Origin of the sequence: Oceanobacillus timonensis (assembly GCF_900166635.1) — a bacterium.
In the GTDB taxonomy this organism is placed as follows: domain Bacteria; phylum Bacillota; class Bacilli; order Bacillales; family Amphibacillaceae; genus Oceanobacillus; species Oceanobacillus timonensis.
This window is the reverse complement of the sequence record NZ_LT800497.1, coordinates 220478-240398: the sequence shown is the minus strand read 5'-3', so window position 1 is coordinate 240398 and position 19921 is coordinate 220478. Positions and strand designations below refer to the sequence as shown.

The following is a 19921-nucleotide window of genomic DNA, read 5'->3' as shown; positions in this document are numbered from 1 at the left end:
AATTTTCCAGCTCTTTCTTTCTCTCTCATCCCCTATAAATTTCTTCAAACAGAAATTTCTTCGTACGTGTAATCCTTTCCAAAACGGGTATGTATATCGTATAGGCACAAATTTAGAGTTACATATGCAGATAGATACTTTTATATGAAAGGAGATATCAAAAAATGGAATTTTCTGCACTAGCTTATATTTTGCTTGCATTAAGTATCTTGGTAATAGCCATTATTGTTATCCCGCTCGTATTATTCGGCTACATATATTGGAAAGACAGACGACAGTCACAGCACGCTATTTTACGCAATTACCCGTTGCTTGGTAAGATTCGATACGTTCTGGAAAAATCCGGTCCGGAGCTCAGACAATATTTATTTGATGCAGATACTTCCGGTAAACCATTCTCCCGCGATGATTACCGTGATGTGGTTATCCCTGCCAAATACCAGAAAAATATGATTGGCTTCGGTTCCCGCCGCGATTTTGAGAAAGCAGACTTTTATGTCAAAAATGCCATGTTTCCCAAACAGCAGGAAGAACTGGAAGCAGATAATACAAACATCATAGATTCCAAAGTCTATGAAGTGAAAGAAGATAATCTGCTGAGCCGGAGAGAAAAATTACATGATCAACACATTCAGCCATGGCTTCTAAGTGATGAACACGCCGTCGTTATTGGTCCTTCCTGCAGAGAACCTTTCCGGGTGAAAGGATTGGTTGGGATGTCAGGGATGAGCTATGGCGCGTTGGGAGAGAATGCGATTACTGCTCTATCCAAGGGAATCGGCATGGCCGGCGGTTCCTGGATGAATACAGGGGAAGGAGGACTGTCCAGCTATCATTTAGCCGGAAATACAGACATCGTTGCCCAAATCGGCCCCGGTCTTTTTGGCGTCCGTACAGAATCAGGTGCTTTTAACTGGGATTTGTTAAAAGAAAAAAGTGAGATTCCACAGGTCAAAGCCTTTGAGCTAAAACTGGCACAAGGGGCAAAAACACGCGGCGGGCATGTGGATGCAGAAAAAGTAACAGAAAAGATTGCCGCTATCCGAAATATCGCACCATATCAGGAGGTAGACAGCCCGAATCGTTTTAATGAATTTGACGACGTTCCATCGATGTTCTCTTTTATCGAGCAGATTCGAAATCATACCGGTCTTCCAGTCGGCATTAAATTGGTTATTGGCAGTCCGCATGATTTAGAAGAGATTGCCAGTTATATGAAGGAAACCGGTTCTGGACCAGATTTTATTACGGTAGATGGATCAGAAGGCGGAACAGGAGCAACCTTTCAAGAGCTCGCAGATAGCGTCGGGCTCCCGATAAAATCAGCGATCATTATTGCGAATCAGACGTTAAACAAATATGGCGTCCGCAACCGCGTTAAACTGATTGCCTCAGGAAAACTTTTTACGGCCGATCGAATTGCCGTTATCCTCGGAATGGGAGCAGACCTTGTCCAGGTTGCCCGCGCATTTATGATTACTGTCGGTTGCATTATGGCACAAATTTGCCACACCAATCGTTGTCCTGTTGGTGTAGCAACAACTGATCCGAAGCTGCAGAAAGCTCTGGTCGTGGATGAGAAGGCTTATCGAGCTTTGAATTATCTCGTTACGCTTCGAGAAAGCCTGTTCCGTATTTCCGCAGCGGCAGGTGTTACTACGCCAACGGATATTTGTGCATCACATATTCAGTATAAGGATGCGAATCAGCGTGTTTGTTCGCTGGAGGAATTGGTTGAGAAAGAGGTTGTGAAGAACGATTACAACTGGTATGAAAGTAAATAAAAGGTTTGCTCTATCGCAGTACCTGTATTAAAAATCAATAGAGGCAAGCGCACAACCATATGCCTAGCAAATTTTCCTTCATGGAAATAATCCTTCCTCTATTTCGGTTAAAGTGAAATATGCGTGGTTCTATGATAGAATAAATCTGAGTCATCGTGAATCTCTCCGTATTGTTTTGTGTTTTAGTCGACTTTAACTATACGTTATTTCACGATGGCTTTCTATTTTTCAGCAATTGTATTTCCTTTTACAATGAAGCTTTTAAGAATGTATTAAAGTAGGTGTGGAAATGATAAAAACTTTGTTAATAGCACCATATAATGGAATGGCACAAGCCATGAAACAATTAGATATTCCGGAAGACTTTGAACTGGATACAAAGGTAGCAAACTTGGAAGAATCTATTTACCTTGCTAAAGAAGCAGAGAATCAAGGATACGATTTAATTATCAGTCGCGGAGGAACAGCGAGTTTAATAGAGAAAAATGTTTCAATTCCTGTCGTACATATTGATATTACGGGGTATGATATGTTGCGTGTTTTTACATTAATACAAGGTGCGCAACATACTGTCGCTTTTATCGGATTTGAAAATATATGTCGTGGTGCCAGAACACTAAACGATATCTTGGACTATGATGTTAAAATGTTCACCATCCATAAAAGGGACGAGGTCCGGTTATTATTAAATAACTTAAAAAAGGAAAATTATGAGATTGTTATTGGAGATGTGGTAACAGTTGAAGAAGCTCAAAAAATCGGGTTACGGGGATTTTTAATTACATCTGGCAAGGAAGCCATTTTTGATGCATTTGATGAGGCAAGAAGAATGTATTATATGTTTCAGAAAGTTTCATATAAAACAAATCAATATCTGCAGATTCTGAAGTCTATTCCGGCGGATATAGTCATTATTAACCAGCAGCATAACGTTCTTTTTACGAATCTTTCCTCGGAGAAAGAAAGAATAATTAATCATATGCTCCGTAATAAGAAATTGGATAAAAATATAAGCCAGGCTCTACTGCAAAATCAAAAACAATGGGTAAGTGTGAATTGGGAAGATGGCGATTTGGAGTTGCAAATATTTCCTATTACAGAAGGGAATAACAAACTGGCAGGAATCCACTTTTGCTCATATAAAAGACAAGATGAATCTGCAGCGCTTTGCATGATAACAAATATGACCCATCAGCCTATTATCGGAAACAGTCACTATTCCAAGAATATAAAAAGAAAAATACATGCATATTCAAAGACAAATGATAACTTGTTTATTTCAGGTGAATTTGGTACCGGTAAAATGGCTATTGCGCAATCCATTCACTTTCAAAAATTTGAAAACAAGCACCCTTTATTTGTTCTGAACTGTGAAATGATGGATTCTAACGATCTAGGAATCTTAAAAGATAGATGGCATTCTATTCAAAAAGGAACCATTGTTTTCGAACATACTGATCGTTTATCTTCCACAAATCAAAAACTTCTGATTGAGTTGTTTCATCAGACTCCGGATTCCATACAACTCATTTTCTTGTCGAAGCGTAATGCACCATCATTATTAGAGGAGAAACATATCCTCGTCTCATTAATTGAGGATATGGACCCTGTCTTTTTTCATACACAACCATTGCGTAATCGAAAAGAAGATGTGGGAGCGTTTATTTCTTATTATTTATCCAAATTCCATACCGAATTTGGCAATGAAACACTGGGAATACGTCCGGATGCTCTTGAAATACTTACACATTTAGAATGGCCAGGAAATTTGGTTGAATTGAAAAAGACCGTCCGGGAATTGAGCCTGCGTGCAGTTGGATATTATATAGAAGCTGAAGATGTGCATGAAGTGTTAAATGATGAAGCAACCAAAAATGAAGCCAAGTCACATGAAAAAAAAGGCTTTTATATTCCACCAGGTTTGACTCTGGAGGAAATGGAACAACGGATTATCCAAAAGGTACTGGAAGAAGAACAAGAAAATCAGACACGTACCGCTAAAAGGCTGGGAATGAATCGCACAACATTATGGAGAAAACTGAATGATAAATAAGGATACGATTTTAACAGGGGACCGTATAGCTTTCCAATTTGTTTATAACCAAGCAAATCGGAAAGCTATATGGTCCTTTTTAATTAAAAACTGTTTAATAATGCAACATAATTACATAAAATATCATTTAATTAAAATTTATATTATAAAACTGTTGCTTTTTTATGCAATAAATATTATTATTAATGGTGCAAACGCTTCATTAAATTTTTATTGTTGCATTTAAAAACATATATATACAGAGGGGGAGAAAGAATGAAGATAAAAGCAACAGTTGAAAAGATTCCTGGGGGCATGATGGTTGTACCGTTGCTGATTGCTGCAACTTTAAATACATTTGCACCGGATTTATTAAGAATTGGCAACTTTACACAGGCATTGTTTGTAGACGGTTCCAGTACGTTGATTGCGCTATTCTTGCTATTTACCGGGGCACAAATTAATGTTAAAAATGTCGGAGTAAGCCTGGGTAAAGGGGCAACTTTATTAGCCACAAAATGGGTAGTAGGTGCTATTGTCGGATTACTGGCATTCTGGATGATGGGAGATAATGGACTGTGGCTTGGTTTAGCCCCAATTGCGATTATTGCTGCGATGACGAATAGTAATGGCGGGCTCTATGTTGCACTGGTAGGGCAGTACGGAGATAAAACAGATCGTGCAGCTTATTCTTTATTAGCTTTAAACGATGGTCCATTTTTAACAATGGTAGCGTTGTCGATATTTGGTGTCATGGGCTTTGTTGAAGGAATGTTCTCGGTTGTTTCCTTCTTATCTGTCTTGCTGCCGATTCTAGTTGGTATGATTTTAGGAAACTTGGATGAAGAGTTGAGAGAATTCTTTCAATCAGGAAGTTCCGTGCTTATTCCATTCTTTGCATTTGCTTTAGGAATGGGAATCGACTTTTCCAGCATCATTGAAGGTGGACTAGGCGGCGTAATTTTAGGTTTATTAACTGTATTTGTATCTGGTACAGCAGGTTACTTTATCTTTAAGGCAATGAAGTGGAACCCAATTGCCGGAGCAGCGGAAGGTTCTACTGCTGGAAATGCAGTAGCTACTCCGACAGCAATTGCTTCTGCAAGTCCAGCTTTTGCAGCCAATGTTGAATTAGCAACTGTTCAAGTTGCTGCCGCAGTTGTTACAACAGCCATTCTGCTGCCATTTTACGTAGGTTTTCTGGTGAAACGGCTAGAGAAAAAGGGCATTAAGGTCCCTGACCATTATATAAAAGCAAATCAAAAATGAATCAGATCGTAAAGTAGGTGTTATAATTGGTGAAACAAATCGCTATAATTGCAGATGATTTAACTGGAGCAAATGATAGCGGCATTCAATTAACAGAAAAAGGAATTAATACTTCTGTTCTATTTGAAATTCCAGAACAAACAAATCTTCTTAGTGAAGGTATCGTGATAGATACAAATTCAAGGGCTTTATCAAATGAACAAGCGGTCTCCGCTACAAGAAAATCAACGAATTTTATCAAAAGACTTCATTATAATCATGTATATAAAAAAATGGACTCTACCCTAAGAGGCCATATTGGGCAAGAACTAAAAGCAATGGGCAATATACTGGATCCGGACTTTCTCGTTATCGCCCCTGCTTTTCCCGGCATGGGGCGAACAACAAAACAAGGTTATCACTATGTTCATGGCCAGTTAATTGCAGAAACAGAAATTGCAAAAGATCCAACGCATCCTGTAACGGATTCCTATCTGCCAGCTTTAATCGAGCAGCAAACAGGAGAAAAAGTCGGACTGCTCACACAAGAAGATTTGCAATGTCATGATGATTCTTTCCAGAATAAACTTGCCGCGTGGAAAGCAGAAGAAATTAGAATGGTTTGTTGTGATGCAGAAACAGAGCAAGATTTAAAAACACTTGCGCAAAAGTTTTCAAAAGTAACGAATCAGATTATCTGGGCAGGTTCTGCAGGATTAGCAGAAGTTCTTCCACAAGTTTTGGAGATTGAAAAGAAAAAACAGCCTACCTCCTATAGTGGTTCCAGCGCAGCCATGACCGTGTGCGGCAGTTTATCCGAAAAAACGCAGACACAAATTCATTATACGCTCCAACAAAAAGATGTAGAAGGTGTCGAGTTAAATCCATTGCAAATGTTCGAGGATCAATGGGAAATAAAAAAAAGCGAGTATATACAGACATGTATAGAAATCGTTAATCGTCAAAAAGATGTTGTACTCTATGTTCCATCAAACGAAAATGTTCGTAGAGAGGTAAAGGAATTGGCGACGGAAAAAGGATTCTCCAATAATGAAATAGGAGAAACCATCTCTGATAGAATGGCAGAATTAGTCGTAGACGTGAAAGACCAACTTCCAAGACTAGATCGTTTTGTCTTAACTGGCGGGGACACAGCAAAGTCCATCACACAAAGGATGGGAGCAATTGGAATGCATCTTATCAAGCAGCTCGAACCCGGAATTCCATTAGTATCCCTGATTGGCAAAGACAAAAGTCTGGTAGTGACAAAAGCTGGAGCATTCGGAAAAGAAAGTTCTATCTACCACGCTATGTTGGAATTGAAAGGAGAGAAAGTTTATGAATAAGAAACCGATTATAGGTATAACCATGGGTGACCCGGCAGGTGTCGGTCCAGAGATTATCGTTAAAAGCTTACAGGAACAAGAGATTTATCAGAATGCCCATCCAATTGTTATTGGTGACGCGAAAATATTACAGCGCGCTGCAAAAGATTTGAATACGACAATATCCATCGCACCGAAGACACTGGGAGATGATTTAACACAAACGACATACGGTGAAGTTGCCTGTGTGGATTTAGATCTTGTTCCGGAAGATTTAGCTGTGGGAGAAGTATCTCCAGCCGCTGGTGATGCAGCTTTCCAATATTTAGAAGCAGCTATTCAATTAGCAAATGAAAATAAAATACAAGCGATTTGTACCGCTCCATTAAATAAAGAAGCTCTACAAAAAGGCGGTCATATGTATCCGGGACATACAGAAATTCTTGCTGATTTAACAAACACGGAAGACTTTTCTATGATGCTATCTTCACCAAAATTAAAAGTCATTCACGTTACAACGCATATTGGCCTATTGGATGCCATCCAAACGATTAAACCAGATCGTGTGTTTAATGTAATCAAATTAGCAGATAAAACATTAAAAGATTCAGGAATAGAACAGCCAAAAATCGGTGTTTGCGGAATCAATCCGCATGCAGGTGAAAATGGTCTGTTTGGCTATGGGGAAGAAGAAGAAAAAATTATTCCAGCAATTCAATCGGCCAAAGAACAAGGCATTAATGTAGAAGGCCCTCTACCGGCAGATACGTTATTTTTCCGGGCTCAACGCGGAGATTTTGATATTGTCGTTGCGATGTATCATGATCAAGGACATGGACCAATCAAGGTACTTGGATTGGAAGCCGGTGTAAATATAACAGTTGGCCTGCCAATTATCCGCACCAGCGTTGATCATGGAACTGCTTTTGACATAGCAGGTAAAGGAATAGTGGATGAAGGAAGCATGTTGGAAGCATTAAGACAGGCAATCGAACTAGCACCAAAGTAAGATTTTCGCCAAAATTGAAACACAAGAAATACAGGTATGCAGAGTAGGAGGCAGAGCTTCCTACTCTTATTCATCTTCAAATGATATATGCCGACTTCTTCTATTTATTACATTGCATCAAACCCTACTGCAAAATAGACCCGCCATCAATAATCAATTCAATCCCTGTTACAAATTTTGATTCGTCCGAAGCTAGATAAAGTACACCATAAGCAACATCTTCAGATTGCCCAAGCGTATTCAACGGAATACCTTGTAATGCCGCTTCTCTTCCCTCTTTATTTCCTTCACCTACAAATGCCTCTACCATAGATGTTTCAATCGTTCCCGGATGTACGGAGTTCACACGTATACCTGAACCCGCATAATCTAATGCCACATTTTTGGTCAACTGTCTGACAGCACCCTTCGAAGAGTTATATGCCGGATTCCCAATGCCATAGATTCCTGAAAGCGAAGAAATATTGACGATACTTCCTCTTTCTGACTTTTTCATTTCTGGAATAACCGCTTTCGTTCCTAAAAATGCACCTTTTGCATTAATATCCATAATCTTATCCCAATTAGAAATATCCATCTCCTCTATATTTTGTCTGATTTGTCCAGTAACACCTGCATTATTAACTAAGATATCAATTTTTCCAAATTCCTTCATCGCGCTATCTACAACCGTTTGCCAATCTTCTGCCGAGGTGACATTATGCTTTAAAGCTAAAGCTTGACCGCCTGCAGCTTTTACTTCTCCTGCAACCTTTTCTAAAGCTTCATCATTTACATCTGTTATAACTACTTTAGCGCTTTCTTTCGCAAATAATTTTGCTTCCATTGCCCCCTGTCCACCTGCTGCACCAGTAATAATTGCTACTTTTCCATCTAACCTGCCCATCTGTTATCATCCTTTCGAATTATATAATAACTTGCTTTTATATCTAATTACCTTTATTATAACACCAAAGTATGCGCTTACAAATAAATAGAAATCGAAAATAATAATTTCCCAAACTATTATTAATAAATCGTGAAACCCTATAAAAAACTTCATGGCGATCGTACACTTTTTTAATCCATCACCATGAAGTTTATTCTCCACTTATTTGTTATCCAGCGCTCTGACCATCTTCTCTACAAAATAATCCCCAACCTCAGAAGTACTATGTTTTCCTCCTAAATCCGGCGTAAGTACTTTATTTTCATTCATTAACTCTTTGATGGTACCAACAACGACATTTCCCCATTTCTCTTCTCCAAAATGCTCCAGCATTTGTGCAACAGACCATATCGCTGCCAGCGGATTCGCTTTCCCCTGACCGGCAATATCAGGTGCCGAACCATGAACTGGTTCAAACATAGACGGATATTCCTTTTCTGGATTCACATTTGCCCCTGTCGCAAGCCCCATTCCGCCTGTAATCGCAGCGCCGATATCTGTCAAAATATCTCCAAACAGGTTGGAAGTTACTACGATTTCAAATCGTTCCGGCTGCATAACAAAGAACATGCTGGCCGCGTCTACTAAATAAGATTCCGTTTTGACATCCGGGTATTCTTTCCCTACTTCTTCAAATACCTCGTCCCAGAAAACCATCGAATAATTCAATGCATTTGCTTTACTGATGCTTGTCAGCGATTTCTTTTGTTTCCGCGCTTCTTCAAAAGCATATCGGATAATTCGCTCCGTCCCTTTCCGGGAAAAAACGCCGGTTTGTAAAACCACTTCTTCTTTTTTCCCTTTAAACAACCAATCCCCCGCTCCGGCATATTCTCCTTCACTATTTTCCCGGATAACAAGGAAATCAATGTCTTTTTCGGATTTGTTTTTAATCGGCGTCAACGCTTCATTTAATAACCGTACCGGGCGCAGATTCACATATTGGTCAAAGCCCTTGCGAATTTTCAATAATAAATCCCAGAGTGAAATATGATCTGGCACTCCGGGGTAGCCCACTGCCCCAAGATAAATTGCATCAAAATCTTTCAATTGATCTATCCCGTCATCCGCCATCATTTTTTGATGTTCTAAGTAATACTCACAGCCCCATGGAAAGCGTTGAAACTGAAAGGAAAGCGTGTCATCCAGTTTCTCGATTGTTTGTAATACTTTCACGCCTTCTGCAACAACTTCCGGACCAATTCCGTCTCCTGGTATAAGTGCAATTTTGCATTCTTTCATGTGTACATTCCCTCCATTTTTTTCGGTTCAGATAAGTATTTTGCTTTGACAAACGGGGTTAGGTTGTATATATTTCTAAATTGCTTTTTCAAGCAGCTCATCAAAATAATCTTCTCCTAAATTCCGCATATCTTTGAGACGTTCATCATCCATGGTAAATCCTTTAACAAGGTATTCATTCAAACGTTCCGTAGCCCACTGACGAAACTGGGTGCCGCGGTGGGAGCGAACACGATAGCCAATGGCGAGGATCATTTCGAGGTTTTAAAAATGAACATCGCGCTCAACTTCTCTCTTGCCTTCACTTTGAACTATTCGGTTTTTCCGAATAGTTGAAGCTTCCTGTAACTCTCCTTCTTCATATATGTTTTTAATGTGTTCATTGATCGTATTTACTCCTTTTTGATACAACTCAGCAATTGCCTTCTGTGTCATCCAGACTGTTTCATTTTCTAAACGGACATCTATTTTTGTATCGCCTTCTTCTGTTTGGTAGATAAGCATGTTTGTATCATTAATATTCATCAGTTCTACTCCTTTCGTTTCGGAGGTGAGGAATATTATTTCTATGCTACCATTTAAAATACATATTCATTTTCTATATTCGTCTTCTTTACTTAATATCATTATTTTAACACAAATTTGGCGAATAAAATTTTCCCTTATCAAATAAGTTACTAAAATATACGGAGGGGATAAATAGAGAAAGGATTAATCATTTTTACATAAGTATAGTCAATCAATTGAAAATAAGGTAAACAATTTTAATAACCCTTTCAGCGAACTGATCCATGATATGACACTTTAGGTTATCAGTATTACTCGTCAGAAAGGGTTATTTTTTCAATTTAAATGGGAATTTTTACGGTAAAGATTTCAATTTTCACGTTCTTATCTCTGTTTCAATTAATAGTTCTCTAATTTTATACATTGGTTTTGTATACATTCAAGGGACTATTTCTTATCTTGTATTTTCTTAACTTAAGCTAATTGCTCTTCTCCACTTTTGTCAGTCTCTAAGTACATATGGAGAGCTGCAAAAACTTCTTGTTTCAGCTCTTCCTTATCCAAAAAAGGTGACATTATTACAGGATAATTTTTATTTAACTCGAAAATCACCCTTCTTCCATATCTTTCATCTTTCCCCAGGTCTGGTCGATGCTTAATCTTTTCTTTCATAATTTTTGACAAGTTTTCTTCATCAATAATCTTCAACAGTTTTACAACAAAATCAGCGTTTCTAAAAATAGAATACTTTATAATATAATTGTACATGTCCAAATTAGAATAAATAAGATGTATATACTTGTCTATTTCCTGATCTTTAATTTCTGCGTTTTCAATGTATTCAGCTGCCAAGACGCATTTGTAAATATAATTTTCCCAATCAAATTTTTTCAACACTATATTATAAAATTCCTTTTGATCCTCTAATATAATTGGGTACTGTTTGATTAAATAGTCGCGTTTTTTTGATACAAGTAGGGAATGCCAGAAAAGTCCGTTCAAATGGATTTCTCTATCCGTTTGAATATAATACTTTTTTAAAGTTATTACTGCTTCACGGAATAATCCTTCTTTGCTGCCTTTTTTCTCTTTGTTCCCCATATATACCGGAAAGTCAGGAGCTTCTTCGATGAACTTTTCCTGATCAGAAAAATATTCTGCATTTTCATCAATTCGGTCATTTACAAAATCCTCATAAAGACTCTGTGATTTTAAGTAATTGCTATTTAATAATTTAACCTGCATAATTCCCCACCTCGCGTACACTATCAACATACTTTTCGACGATTTTATTTGAAATAAGTGCAATAACTTCATCAATATTTCCCGGATGCAATTCTGATATTCCTTTGTTTTCCATTAAATCCAAAAGCTTTTGATCTAAATCACTTACTTGCGTACTGCCACTTAATTCCGTTAAATCAATAAACTCTTCATCCCCTATATTGTCATTGATAAACTGCGTTAACGCTCTGCTTAATCCTTCGTAAATATACATATTCATTAAATTATTATGAGGAACCATACCATTTAATTGATAAGCTTCTTCCTTAAATTGTAGAATAATAGTTGATGAGCTTAATTCTACTTTGAATGCTATTGGTAATTTCGGGTCTACTACTTTATGAATAATTTCTAGCGGTTTCACTTTACTTCCGCTGTAACTGACAATATTAGAGTATCCGATTAATTTATGCTTTTCAATATGGATGTTATCCTTTATAACTTCATAAAATGGGCTTAACTCCATACAATTATCAAAATAAATATCATCTTTAGATTGAATATGCAGTTGCAAAGTAGTTTTATTAGATAAAGATAACCGCTTTTTAGGTACAGTAATCTCATTCACCCCATATGGTATTTCTTTGAAGTAATTATCACTTGATTGAATAATGATGATGAGGCTGGCTTTTCCAGACCTCAACAGCTCTTCAATAAAAACAGAAGAAATAACATATTTAAATGTAAACAGATAGTCTTTACTATTCGTCTCTAAACTAGTCACATCAAAATAAAATTCACTATTTAAATAACTGCTTGATGTATTTGAAAAAACAGGATAAGAAAAGGAAGCATCTTTTTTATAAATCATTTTTTCACCTCTAACTGATAAAGAAATTTCAAATTAGAATTATAGCCGGGTAAGCATTCCAATTTCAGTATAATAAGCCCTTTTACAATGTCTACATCAAAGATTTTTTGAGTGTTAAATGAATAGCTTTTTTGGCTATTTGAATCTGTTACTATTGAAAAAATTCTCAAGATCGAATTCATTATCAAGTTCATTCCCCATTCCATCTATTACCTTAAAAGAAATATTACAGGTTCTCCACTGAGATCCATTTTCAATTTGGTTCAGATTAATTTGAAGTAATTCATTACTTCCAATAATAGCACGTTGGACTATTCCCGCAGGAGCAATAATAGTCTCTCGAATCGATGTATCTTCATTCGATTTTTTTATCTTTCTTGGTTTTCTTATATTACTGTTAATTGATTCTGAATTAAAATCTGATTTCTGTTGATTCCTGCGTTTTCGGGTTTCCTTTACTTTCTTTTTTATTAAAGTCTGTTCATTATCAATGCTTATTTTTTCAGACATCTTAGTCAGTTCACTTTTGAAGTTATTCTCTGTTTCAAATAGTAAGTCTTTGGTATCCACCAAGCCGTCTGTTTGATTGTTCCTATTAAAATACTCATCGATAACTTTACTAAGTTCCTTGTTTAAATTATTAATAAACTTTTTAGCATTTCTTTTTTCTTTAACGTCCCGAATATTCTCTTCTGTTATTTTCGTATGGGACTCGTTTTCTAGTGATTTCAAGTATTCATCTTCTTTCGTTCCACCTAACAGTAATGCATTAAAAGGCTTTCGAACATTATTTTTAACCTTAAAATCTTCAATTTTCATTCCGATGGTACGCAGAATGCCAACTCGACCAGCAGGAATCTCCTCATCGTATGTAAAATAAAGAGAGAATGTGTACTCTTCTGTATTATTTGACACTGTTAATTCAATTGGTTCATTTTTTAAATATGTCTGAATATACAGCGGTGTAAAGCTTTTTTTCTTTACCATCTGCTCTTTATCTGTTTCAAAGAATTCACCAGATGCGACTAAATCACTGATTGTTTCATAGCTAATAAGCACAGTTTGATTAGAGTCTTTTATCTCAACCTCGAGTTTTTTCTGTAAGACAGCTAAAAAGAAATTATCACATACTGCTTTTACAATTCTCTCCATTTTATTAAATTCTTCTCGAATATAGGGAATGATAATTTTTAAACCACGAGTGGATTTAGTAAAGGTAGATGAATAGCCTTTATTTTCAAAAGGATATAACTTTCTCTTCCCATCTTCACCTTGAATGTATGAAAAATAACCGGTAGATCGGTAAGATTTTCCGTTAAGAGTGTGCTCAATTAACTGTGTATTTCCTCCAAGATGCTGATAACCGTACTCATCACAATTTGCAAAATACATCAGGTGAATATCTGATGCTGCATTGTTTGATATCTTACCAATTCCATGGGAACCTCCACGAGAAATTTCCTCTTCTTTATTTTCTTCTGTAAAATGGACACCCTTGCTGTACGCATATATGCCAAAAGTATCTTTTTTACTATTGGATTGACCATTCATCGCACCTGTTAACCCCTTTGTATTATTATCCTCAATAGTCAATACAGGAACGCTTGTTACATCAGTTTTTGCTTTCATATAGTCAATGATGTCTGCTGTATAAGAGTTCGAACCTTGTAGCGTATTTATACGTTCAAATACTTCATTTATTCCGGGTAGATCTCCTTTATTAACGTTTTCTAATGAAATTTTTAATTTTACAGTCAGATCTTTTTCCAGTCTTGCGTCTAATGCATTCTGAATATCTTCTTTAATAGTGCCTTCAATTCCACTTGCATAAAAATCACCAAGAGAATTATCAAATGTTGCTACTTCAATATTAGGTATTTCTGAGAATTGAAATGAATTTTTGTTCATCATTTTGTTACAACATCTCCAGTATTTTTTAGAAATTAATTAGTAAAAAGTAATTTACTTTTTACTAATTATAAAGAATAACCTCATATTTTACTATATTTTATATTTATTTCTTAATTTTCAATTTATAAAGCGTGTTCAAAAAGTGCGATAAATAGGACCAAGAAGTTCACAAGTTGGTGAAGCTTTGGAGAAAGAAGCATATGATTTTACATGTGTAAATATCAGAAAAGAAAGTCAATTCAGAAGTTTGCTATGCATTTTATTGGAATTTTGAACATCCTCTTAATATATGTATTTAAATTTCTAGTGAATTATACCCTTTAACATAACCAATCAATAGTTTAATTGTCACATTATTTTTAGATAATTAGCTTCAATTAATTTAAAAACAGCTGTGTTATCACTACTTTTAAAAAGAGGTAGTGATAACACAGCTGTTTTTATCGCAAAATCCATTTGTTATTTAACTTTAAAAGCTAATCAAACTCACCCCTAAATCCCCCGATCAATCTCCTCCAAAACCCCCGGCAGCTCCCCAAAAGTCCGAATCGTAAAATCAGCTCCGTGCTTTATAAAAGTCTTCTCCACCCGTTTAATCCATTCTTCTTGCTCCACATCCGACAATGCGTAAAATTCCGCTTCACTCAAGCCCATTTCCGAGCTTCCAATCACAACAGCAACCGACCAAACGCCTGCATGTAATGCTTCTTCTATATCCGGAATTGTATCTCCTACCTTAACTACATGCCGTGCTGCAGATAATTTCAAGGCTTCCATATTATGATAAACCATATATGGATACGGTCTTCCCATGCCGCTTGTTCCATCGGCTGTGATATAAAAATCCGGCTGATACCCTTTTTTCGCTGCTTCCGGAGCAACAATATCCATCATTTTTTGTGTATACCCGGAGGTGGAACCAATTTTTAAGTTTTGTTCTCTTACCTTTTCGATTGTTTCCAAGACCTCTGGCTTGGGATCTGTGTAGATTACTAAAGTTTCCAGCAGCGCAGACTCAAATCCGGCATATAAACGCTCTACATCATATTCTGTGAACTCCTGTCCATACCTCTCTTTCCACAACGCAGAAATCCGCGGCATCGACAGCATCGTCCGTACATGATCTATCTTTGTCAATCCCATTGGCTCTCTTGCTTCATCAATCGTTACCTCTATACCAGCATTTTTAAAAACAGTTACAAATGCATGTACAGGGGCAAAGCTGCCAAAATCCACTGTTGTTCCTGCCCAATCTAAGATAATGCCTTCAATTTTTTTCATTTGACCACCACTCCCATATATTCTTGAATGACGTTGCATAATCTTTCTATATCTGCTTCATACACTTCTCCAATATTACCAATCCGGAATGTATTTAGCTCTGTCAGTTTCCCAGGATAAAGCACAAAACCTCTTTCCTTCACGTAATAATAAAAATCTTCAAATACAAAGATATCATTCGGAAATAGAAATGTCGTAATAATAGGCGACTGTCTTTCCTCTGGTATATACGCTTGGAAACCAAGCTGTTCCATCTTCTTTCGCAACAGTTGGTTATTACGCTGATAACGATGGAATCTTTCCTGGATACCCCCTTCTGCAATTAACTCATCTACCGCTTTCGAAAATGCTGCCACTGCATGCGTCGGGGAGGTGTAACGCCATTTTCCATCCTTATGCATTACCTTCCACTGATCGTATAAATCTAAAGATAAACTGCCTGCATTCCCTTCACACGCCTGTAATTTGTCTTGTTTCGCAATTACAAAACCGAATCCGGGCACACCTTGAATACATTTATTGGCACTGCTAATTAAGAAATCTATCCCCAGTTTACCAACATCCATTTCTATTCCGCCAAAACTGCTCATCGCATCCACAATAATTGTTTTGCCATACGCCTTTCCGAGTCTCGAAATCATTTCCAGCGGATTCCATATTCCTGTTGTTGTTTCACAATGCACCATTACCAGATGCGTAATCGTACGGTCATTCTCTAAAATAGACTTTAATTCCCATTCATCCGGATAAGCATTGTAGGCAACTTGATAATGTTTATAATGTAAGCCGATATAATCAGCTATTTTTACGATGCGCTCTCCATACGTACCGTTCGTAATAATAAGTGCTTTATCCTTTTTATTCATTGCTGTTGTCATCACAGATTCCACCGTGAATGTCCCGCTTCCCTGCATCAAAACAGCCGTATAATCATCTTCGGACACCTTTGCAAGCTGAAGCAGCTGTGTACGAATTTTCTGGGTGGTCTCTTTGTAGTCCTGATCCCATGTACAACGGTCCAAAAGCATCTTTTCTTTCACAGTATCCGTTGTTGTTAATGGGCCGGGGGTTAATAGTTTATATTGTTCCAACATCTATCGCTCCTTTTTTAACGTATAGGAAAGTGCTTCAACACTATAGAAACAGCCGAATTTAATCCCCTATTTCGCAGAGTTGAAAAATTCCTGATGCTTTTCCAACAACTCCACACTTAACGGCTGATCAAATGTTTTCGCATATGCCGGTTCATGTGCGTCATCTACAGTTTCTCCTTCATAAAGTGCTACTGGATAATACGTTAACAGTTCTTCTCTGGCATCCGTAGAGATAACCTCTGCCATTTCCATTGCTTTCTGTGATTTTTCATCATTCTCCTCTTTGTTCACCACTCCGACAGCTTCTGTCAGTGAAAAATTGCCTTCTGTTGGATCTACAAAGTCAATTGGTGCTCCAGAATCTTTCGCCGCTACCGCTTGATGTCTGAGCCCGAATCCTGCAGCAACTTCACCTGCCTGCACCTTGCTGATTGGACCCGAGCCGGAACTTTCCATATGTGGCCCGACATTTGCTATTACGTCTTCGAGAATAGCTTTCCCTTCCGCTTCCCCGTATTCATCGATTATCGCCTGTACCATCAACCACCCTGTCGAGGAATCATCAATGTTTGGTATCGATACAAGTCCTTCGTATTCCGGCTTTGCTAAATCTGCAATGCTTTCCGGAGCTTCTAAGCCATGTTGTTTCAGTACTTCCGTGTTTACAAAAATAGCGCCTGTATTACCTAAAATAGGGGTATAAAAATCGGGATGCTCTTCTAATGCATCTGTTTCAAAAGTTAAGTCTGCAAACATGTCATTTTGTTCCTGGGCACTGTCCAGAAAATAGGAACTCATCGTTACCACATCTGCTTCAATCTGATCTCCTTCCGCCAGCAGTTTGCCTCCTAATTCAGATGTTCCTTGCGATTGCAAAATATATTCTCCTTCATAGCCTGCAGCATCCAGGGATGTTTCCATTGCTGCAGTTGCTTCTTCATCTGCATTGGTATAAATAACCACATCATCACTGCTCTGGGCACCACACCCCGCTAAAATAAACGCTAAACCGATTCCTGCTCCTGCCATGGATTTTTTCATCGTTTTTAACATAGTTTCCCCTCGCTTTTTATTCATTGCTTGTCTTTTTTTGAAAAACTTCAGATATGCCTCTGACGACTAAGTTAGTTAAGAAAATAAGCATAGAAAGAACAAAAATTTCATTGAACTGGGCAAAGTGCTGCAATTCATTAATTTCACTTGCCACTACATTCGTCTGCGCAGATACCAGAAAAATAATACCGCTGATGGTTACCATCGCATTGATAAAATAGTAGCTGAACATCTCTAAAACAGTAGATACAGAGTTTGGAAGGATAATGCGGTATATTGTTTTCATCCAGTTATCTCCCAACAATTCCCCGGATGTTTCCCAGCCCGGGTTCATCTTTGTTAATGCATTCTTCGCCATCAAATACGGGGTTGTAAAATAATGCATGATATTACACAACACAATAATGAGGAAGGTTCCTTTTAAACTACTGTCATTAAAAAGCAATAAATAAGATAATCCTAAAACCATACCTGGTACTGTGTTGGTAATCATCGAAAACACATCTATCGTTTGCTTTCCTTTTAACGATGTACGTGCATTAAGAAGTGCTGCCCCGTACGCAATAATCGTTCCCAATCCTGCAGTTAAAACCGCAACAAGAAGTGAATTTCTATATACCATAACCAGATCATTCGACTGAAACACACCTATGATATGATCCCATGTAAAGCGTAAATCATATGGAAAAGCTGTCACGAATGGCGCAATAAACATGACCACAAATATGGAAAGCATCAACAGTAACGAAACAACAGATAACATGCCGAAGAGAGTGTCCCGAGCTTTATTCGATGTTAATTCTGTTTCACTGAGCTTATCATAATGAAAATTGAATCTTTCCAGATAATTTAACAGAATGACGCCAAGCACCGCCGGGAAAAGCATCCAAACAGCAATCACAGCTCCTTGGCTAAAGTCTGGAATCGAACCCAGCATGGCTTGATAAAGCTGCATCGCAACCACATCATACGTTCCGCCCAAAGAAGCCGGTATTCCAAAATCTGTGAAGCTGAGAATAAAAGATAAAACAAACGCTCCGCCCAAAGCACCCAGCAGCGGACGAAAAACCGTGTTCATAAAGCTTCTGAATGTTCCATCGCCCATCAGCTTGGATACGATGATAAATTTCTTATCCACATAATGAAAAGCATTATGGATTAAGAGAAAAGCTGCCGGCAGCGTATAGATGACATATCCAATCAGCAATCCGTTAAATCCATAGATTTCAAACAAATTCCTGCCAAACAAATTTGTCAATAAGCCCTGATTTCCAAAGGTATACATAATCGCAAACCCGTACGTAATCGTAGGAATCAGCATCGGAATAAGGATTCCGATTTTCACTGCCCCTTTGATAGGCCGATAAATTCTCGTGCAGTTCACCGCATAAGCCAAGACAAATGCCAATGTCGTCGTGATCACAGCGGTAGCGCCTGAGACTTTGATGCTGTTGCCTATTGCACTGATGAATGCGCTATTTGATAAAGAAGCAGCGTAATTGGAAAACCCGATTCCTTCCTCTGTTACAAAAGAGCGAAAAAATAATATAGCTAAGGGAGCCAGCAGAAAAGTAACGAATAACAATAAAATAATGATAAAAATCATTCGCATCTCCGGTCTTGCGTTATGCATACTTTTCACCAAACAGGTTGTAGATATTTTGCCTTTTTATATGAAGCTGCCTTAAAATAAAATTCTTCACAAAATCATTCTTCGGCTGATTCATAATTTCAAACGGCGTTCCAAATTGCGAGATATTTCCCTGATTAATAATCAAGATCTTGTCTGATATTGTTAAAGCTTCTTCCGGGTCATGCGTCACAATGATAGTCGTCAGATTAAATTCCTTGGCGATTGACTTGATTCTTTCTTTAATCGATTCCTTAATCACCCCGTCTAATGCACTTAGCGGCTCGTCTAAAAGTAATACATCCGGCTTCGTAACAAGGGTTCGGGCTAAAGCAACCCGCTGCTTCTGCCCGCCGGATAACTCGCCAATTTTCTTTTTCAAATGCGGTGTCAGTTCTAAAAAATCAATATATTCCTTAACCTCCGTATCCGTGGCTGTATCTTTTTTATTACGTAAGCCATATACAATGTTTTCATAAGCATTTAAATGCGGAAATAACGCATAGTCTTGAAACACAATATTAAACCCGCGATTTTTCATCGCTACATTACTTAAATCATTGTTATTAAAAACAACTTTCCCCTGGTCCATCTTGGTCAGCCCCAAGATAATATTTAATAAGGTTGTCTTTCCACTTCCACTTGGACCTAGCAATGATACGATTTCACCGTTATGAATAGTAAGATCAATATTTTCTAGTACAACTTTCTGGTCGAATTGTTTACCAATGTTTTGTAATTCCAACATACAGACCACCTCCTCTGAGTTACCCCCATCATAT

17 protein-coding genes are annotated in these 19921 nt (G+C 37.6%); 5 read left to right on the top strand and 12 right to left on the bottom strand.

Annotation, left to right across the window (positions count from 1 at the left end; all coding sequences use genetic code 11):
- The first annotated feature begins 164 nt into the window (after nucleotides 1-164).
- The 5 genes from B7E05_RS01565 to pdxA all read left to right on the top strand — a co-directional run bounded on the left by B7E05_RS01565 (nucleotide 165) and on the right by pdxA (nucleotide 7398).
- Entirely contained in the window at nucleotides 165-1784 is a 1620-nt protein-coding gene (locus tag B7E05_RS01565; RefSeq protein ID WP_080871991.1) for an FMN-binding glutamate synthase family protein, read from the top strand.
- 289 nt (nucleotides 1785-2073) lie between these two features.
- Nucleotides 2074-3837: a sigma-54-dependent transcriptional regulator gene (locus tag B7E05_RS01560; protein ID WP_080871990.1), complete on the top strand. Its 1764-nt coding sequence runs from the start codon at nucleotides 2074-2076 to the stop codon at nucleotides 3835-3837.
- A gap of 255 nt (nucleotides 3838-4092) precedes the next feature.
- Nucleotides 4093-5085, top strand: coding sequence for a 2-keto-3-deoxygluconate permease (locus tag B7E05_RS01550; RefSeq protein WP_080871988.1), 993 nt, complete (start codon nucleotides 4093-4095; stop codon nucleotides 5083-5085).
- A 29-nt stretch (nucleotides 5086-5114) separates the two neighbouring features.
- Nucleotides 5115-6410 carry a four-carbon acid sugar kinase family protein gene (locus B7E05_RS01545; protein ID WP_245832912.1) on the top strand — a complete coding sequence of 432 codons (1296 nt, stop codon included), beginning with the start codon at nucleotides 5115-5117 and terminating at the stop codon, nucleotides 6408-6410.
- Nucleotides 6403-7398 carry a 4-hydroxythreonine-4-phosphate dehydrogenase PdxA gene (gene pdxA, locus B7E05_RS01540; protein WP_080871986.1) on the top strand — a complete coding sequence of 332 codons (996 nt, stop codon included), beginning with the start codon at nucleotides 6403-6405 and terminating at the stop codon, nucleotides 7396-7398. Before B7E05_RS01545 ends, pdxA begins: the two co-directional genes overlap by 8 nt.
- 124 nt (nucleotides 7399-7522) lie before the next feature.
- Here pdxA and B7E05_RS01535 read toward each other — a convergent pair whose 3' ends face one another.
- From B7E05_RS01535 to B7E05_RS01480, 12 genes are all read right to left on the bottom strand, one after another.
- Nucleotides 7523-8284 (bottom strand): SDR family NAD(P)-dependent oxidoreductase, encoded by a 762-nt coding sequence (locus B7E05_RS01535; protein ID WP_080871985.1) that lies wholly within the window; start codon nucleotides 8282-8284, stop codon nucleotides 7523-7525.
- 204 nt (nucleotides 8285-8488) lie between these two features.
- Nucleotides 8489-9568: a tartrate dehydrogenase gene (locus B7E05_RS01525; protein WP_080871983.1), complete on the bottom strand. Its 1080-nt coding sequence runs from the start codon at nucleotides 9566-9568 to the stop codon at nucleotides 8489-8491.
- 75 nt (nucleotides 9569-9643) lie between these two features.
- On the bottom strand, nucleotides 9644-9823 hold the full coding sequence (gene rhuM / locus B7E05_RS22335; RefSeq protein WP_245832910.1) for a RhuM family protein: 180 nt from the start codon (nucleotides 9821-9823) through the stop codon (nucleotides 9644-9646).
- A 9-nt stretch (nucleotides 9824-9832) separates the two neighbouring features.
- Nucleotides 9833-10093: a virulence RhuM family protein gene (locus tag B7E05_RS22330; protein ID WP_245832908.1), complete on the bottom strand. Its 261-nt coding sequence runs from the start codon at nucleotides 10091-10093 to the stop codon at nucleotides 9833-9835.
- Nucleotides 10094-10549: 456 nt separating this feature from the next.
- Complete coding sequence (locus B7E05_RS01515) at nucleotides 10550-11320, bottom strand: hypothetical protein (protein ID WP_080871982.1); 771 nt, start codon at nucleotides 11318-11320, stop codon at nucleotides 10550-10552.
- Nucleotides 11310-12170: a hypothetical protein gene (locus B7E05_RS01510; protein WP_080871981.1), complete on the bottom strand. Its 861-nt coding sequence runs from the start codon at nucleotides 12168-12170 to the stop codon at nucleotides 11310-11312. Before B7E05_RS01510 ends, B7E05_RS01515 begins: the two co-directional genes overlap by 11 nt.
- A 135-nt stretch (nucleotides 12171-12305) precedes the next feature.
- Nucleotides 12306-14081, bottom strand: a complete 1776-nt coding sequence (locus B7E05_RS01505) for a hypothetical protein (protein ID WP_080871980.1) — start codon at nucleotides 14079-14081, stop codon at nucleotides 12306-12308.
- Nucleotides 14082-14573: 492 nt separating this feature from the next.
- Nucleotides 14574-15362 carry a phosphonoacetaldehyde hydrolase gene (gene phnX, locus B7E05_RS01500; protein WP_080871979.1) on the bottom strand — a complete coding sequence of 263 codons (789 nt, stop codon included), beginning with the start codon at nucleotides 15360-15362 and terminating at the stop codon, nucleotides 14574-14576.
- Nucleotides 15359-16453: a 2-aminoethylphosphonate--pyruvate transaminase gene (phnW, locus tag B7E05_RS01495; protein ID WP_080876180.1), complete on the bottom strand. Its 1095-nt coding sequence runs from the start codon at nucleotides 16451-16453 to the stop codon at nucleotides 15359-15361. The genes phnX and phnW overlap by 4 nt, the downstream gene beginning before the upstream one ends.
- A 69-nt stretch (nucleotides 16454-16522) precedes the next feature.
- Nucleotides 16523-17509 (bottom strand): extracellular solute-binding protein, encoded by a 987-nt coding sequence (locus B7E05_RS01490; RefSeq protein WP_218672688.1) that lies wholly within the window; start codon nucleotides 17507-17509, stop codon nucleotides 16523-16525.
- 16 nt (nucleotides 17510-17525) lie between these two features.
- Nucleotides 17526-19142, bottom strand: a complete 1617-nt coding sequence (locus tag B7E05_RS01485) for an ABC transporter permease subunit (RefSeq protein ID WP_080871978.1) — start codon at nucleotides 19140-19142, stop codon at nucleotides 17526-17528.
- Nucleotides 19135-19887 (bottom strand): ABC transporter ATP-binding protein, encoded by a 753-nt coding sequence (locus B7E05_RS01480; RefSeq protein WP_080871977.1) that lies wholly within the window; start codon nucleotides 19885-19887, stop codon nucleotides 19135-19137. The genes B7E05_RS01485 and B7E05_RS01480 overlap by 8 nt, the downstream gene beginning before the upstream one ends.
- Between the last annotated feature and the right edge of the window lie 34 nt (nucleotides 19888-19921).

Coding starts and splice junctions, on each gene's coding strand:
- B7E05_RS01515 (WP_080871982.1), bottom strand. CDS start 11,320: ATGCAGGTTAAATTATTAAATAGCAATTACTTAAAATCACAGAGTCTT.
- B7E05_RS01505 (WP_080871980.1), bottom strand. CDS start 14,081: ATGATGAACAAAAATTCATTTCAATTCTCAGAAATACCTAATATTGAA.
- rhuM (WP_245832910.1), bottom strand. CDS start 9,823: ATGATCCTCGCCATTGGCTATCGTGTTCGCTCCCACCGCGGCACCCAG.
- pdxA (WP_080871986.1), top strand. CDS start 6,403: ATGAATAAGAAACCGATTATAGGTATAACCATGGGTGACCCGGCAGGT.
- B7E05_RS01480 (WP_080871977.1), bottom strand. CDS start 19,887: ATGTTGGAATTACAAAACATTGGTAAACAATTCGACCAGAAAGTTGTA.
- B7E05_RS01510 (WP_080871981.1), bottom strand. CDS start 12,170: ATGATTTATAAAAAAGATGCTTCCTTTTCTTATCCTGTTTTTTCAAAT.
- B7E05_RS01485 (WP_080871978.1), bottom strand. CDS start 19,142: ATGCATAACGCAAGACCGGAGATGCGAATGATTTTTATCATTATTTTA.
- phnX (WP_080871979.1), bottom strand. CDS start 15,362: ATGAAAAAAATTGAAGGCATTATCTTAGATTGGGCAGGAACAACAGTG.
- B7E05_RS01525 (WP_080871983.1), bottom strand. CDS start 9,568: ATGAAAGAATGCAAAATTGCACTTATACCAGGAGACGGAATTGGTCCG.
- B7E05_RS01535 (WP_080871985.1), bottom strand. CDS start 8,284: ATGGGCAGGTTAGATGGAAAAGTAGCAATTATTACTGGTGCAGCAGGT.
- B7E05_RS22330 (WP_245832908.1), bottom strand. CDS start 10,093: ATGAATATTAATGATACAAACATGCTTATCTACCAAACAGAAGAAGGC.
- B7E05_RS01490 (WP_218672688.1), bottom strand. CDS start 17,509: ATGTTAAAAACGATGAAAAAATCCATGGCAGGAGCAGGAATCGGTTTA.
- B7E05_RS01565 (WP_080871991.1), top strand. CDS start 165: ATGGAATTTTCTGCACTAGCTTATATTTTGCTTGCATTAAGTATCTTG.
- B7E05_RS01560 (WP_080871990.1), top strand. CDS start 2,074: ATGATAAAAACTTTGTTAATAGCACCATATAATGGAATGGCACAAGCC.
- B7E05_RS01550 (WP_080871988.1), top strand. CDS start 4,093: ATGAAGATAAAAGCAACAGTTGAAAAGATTCCTGGGGGCATGATGGTT.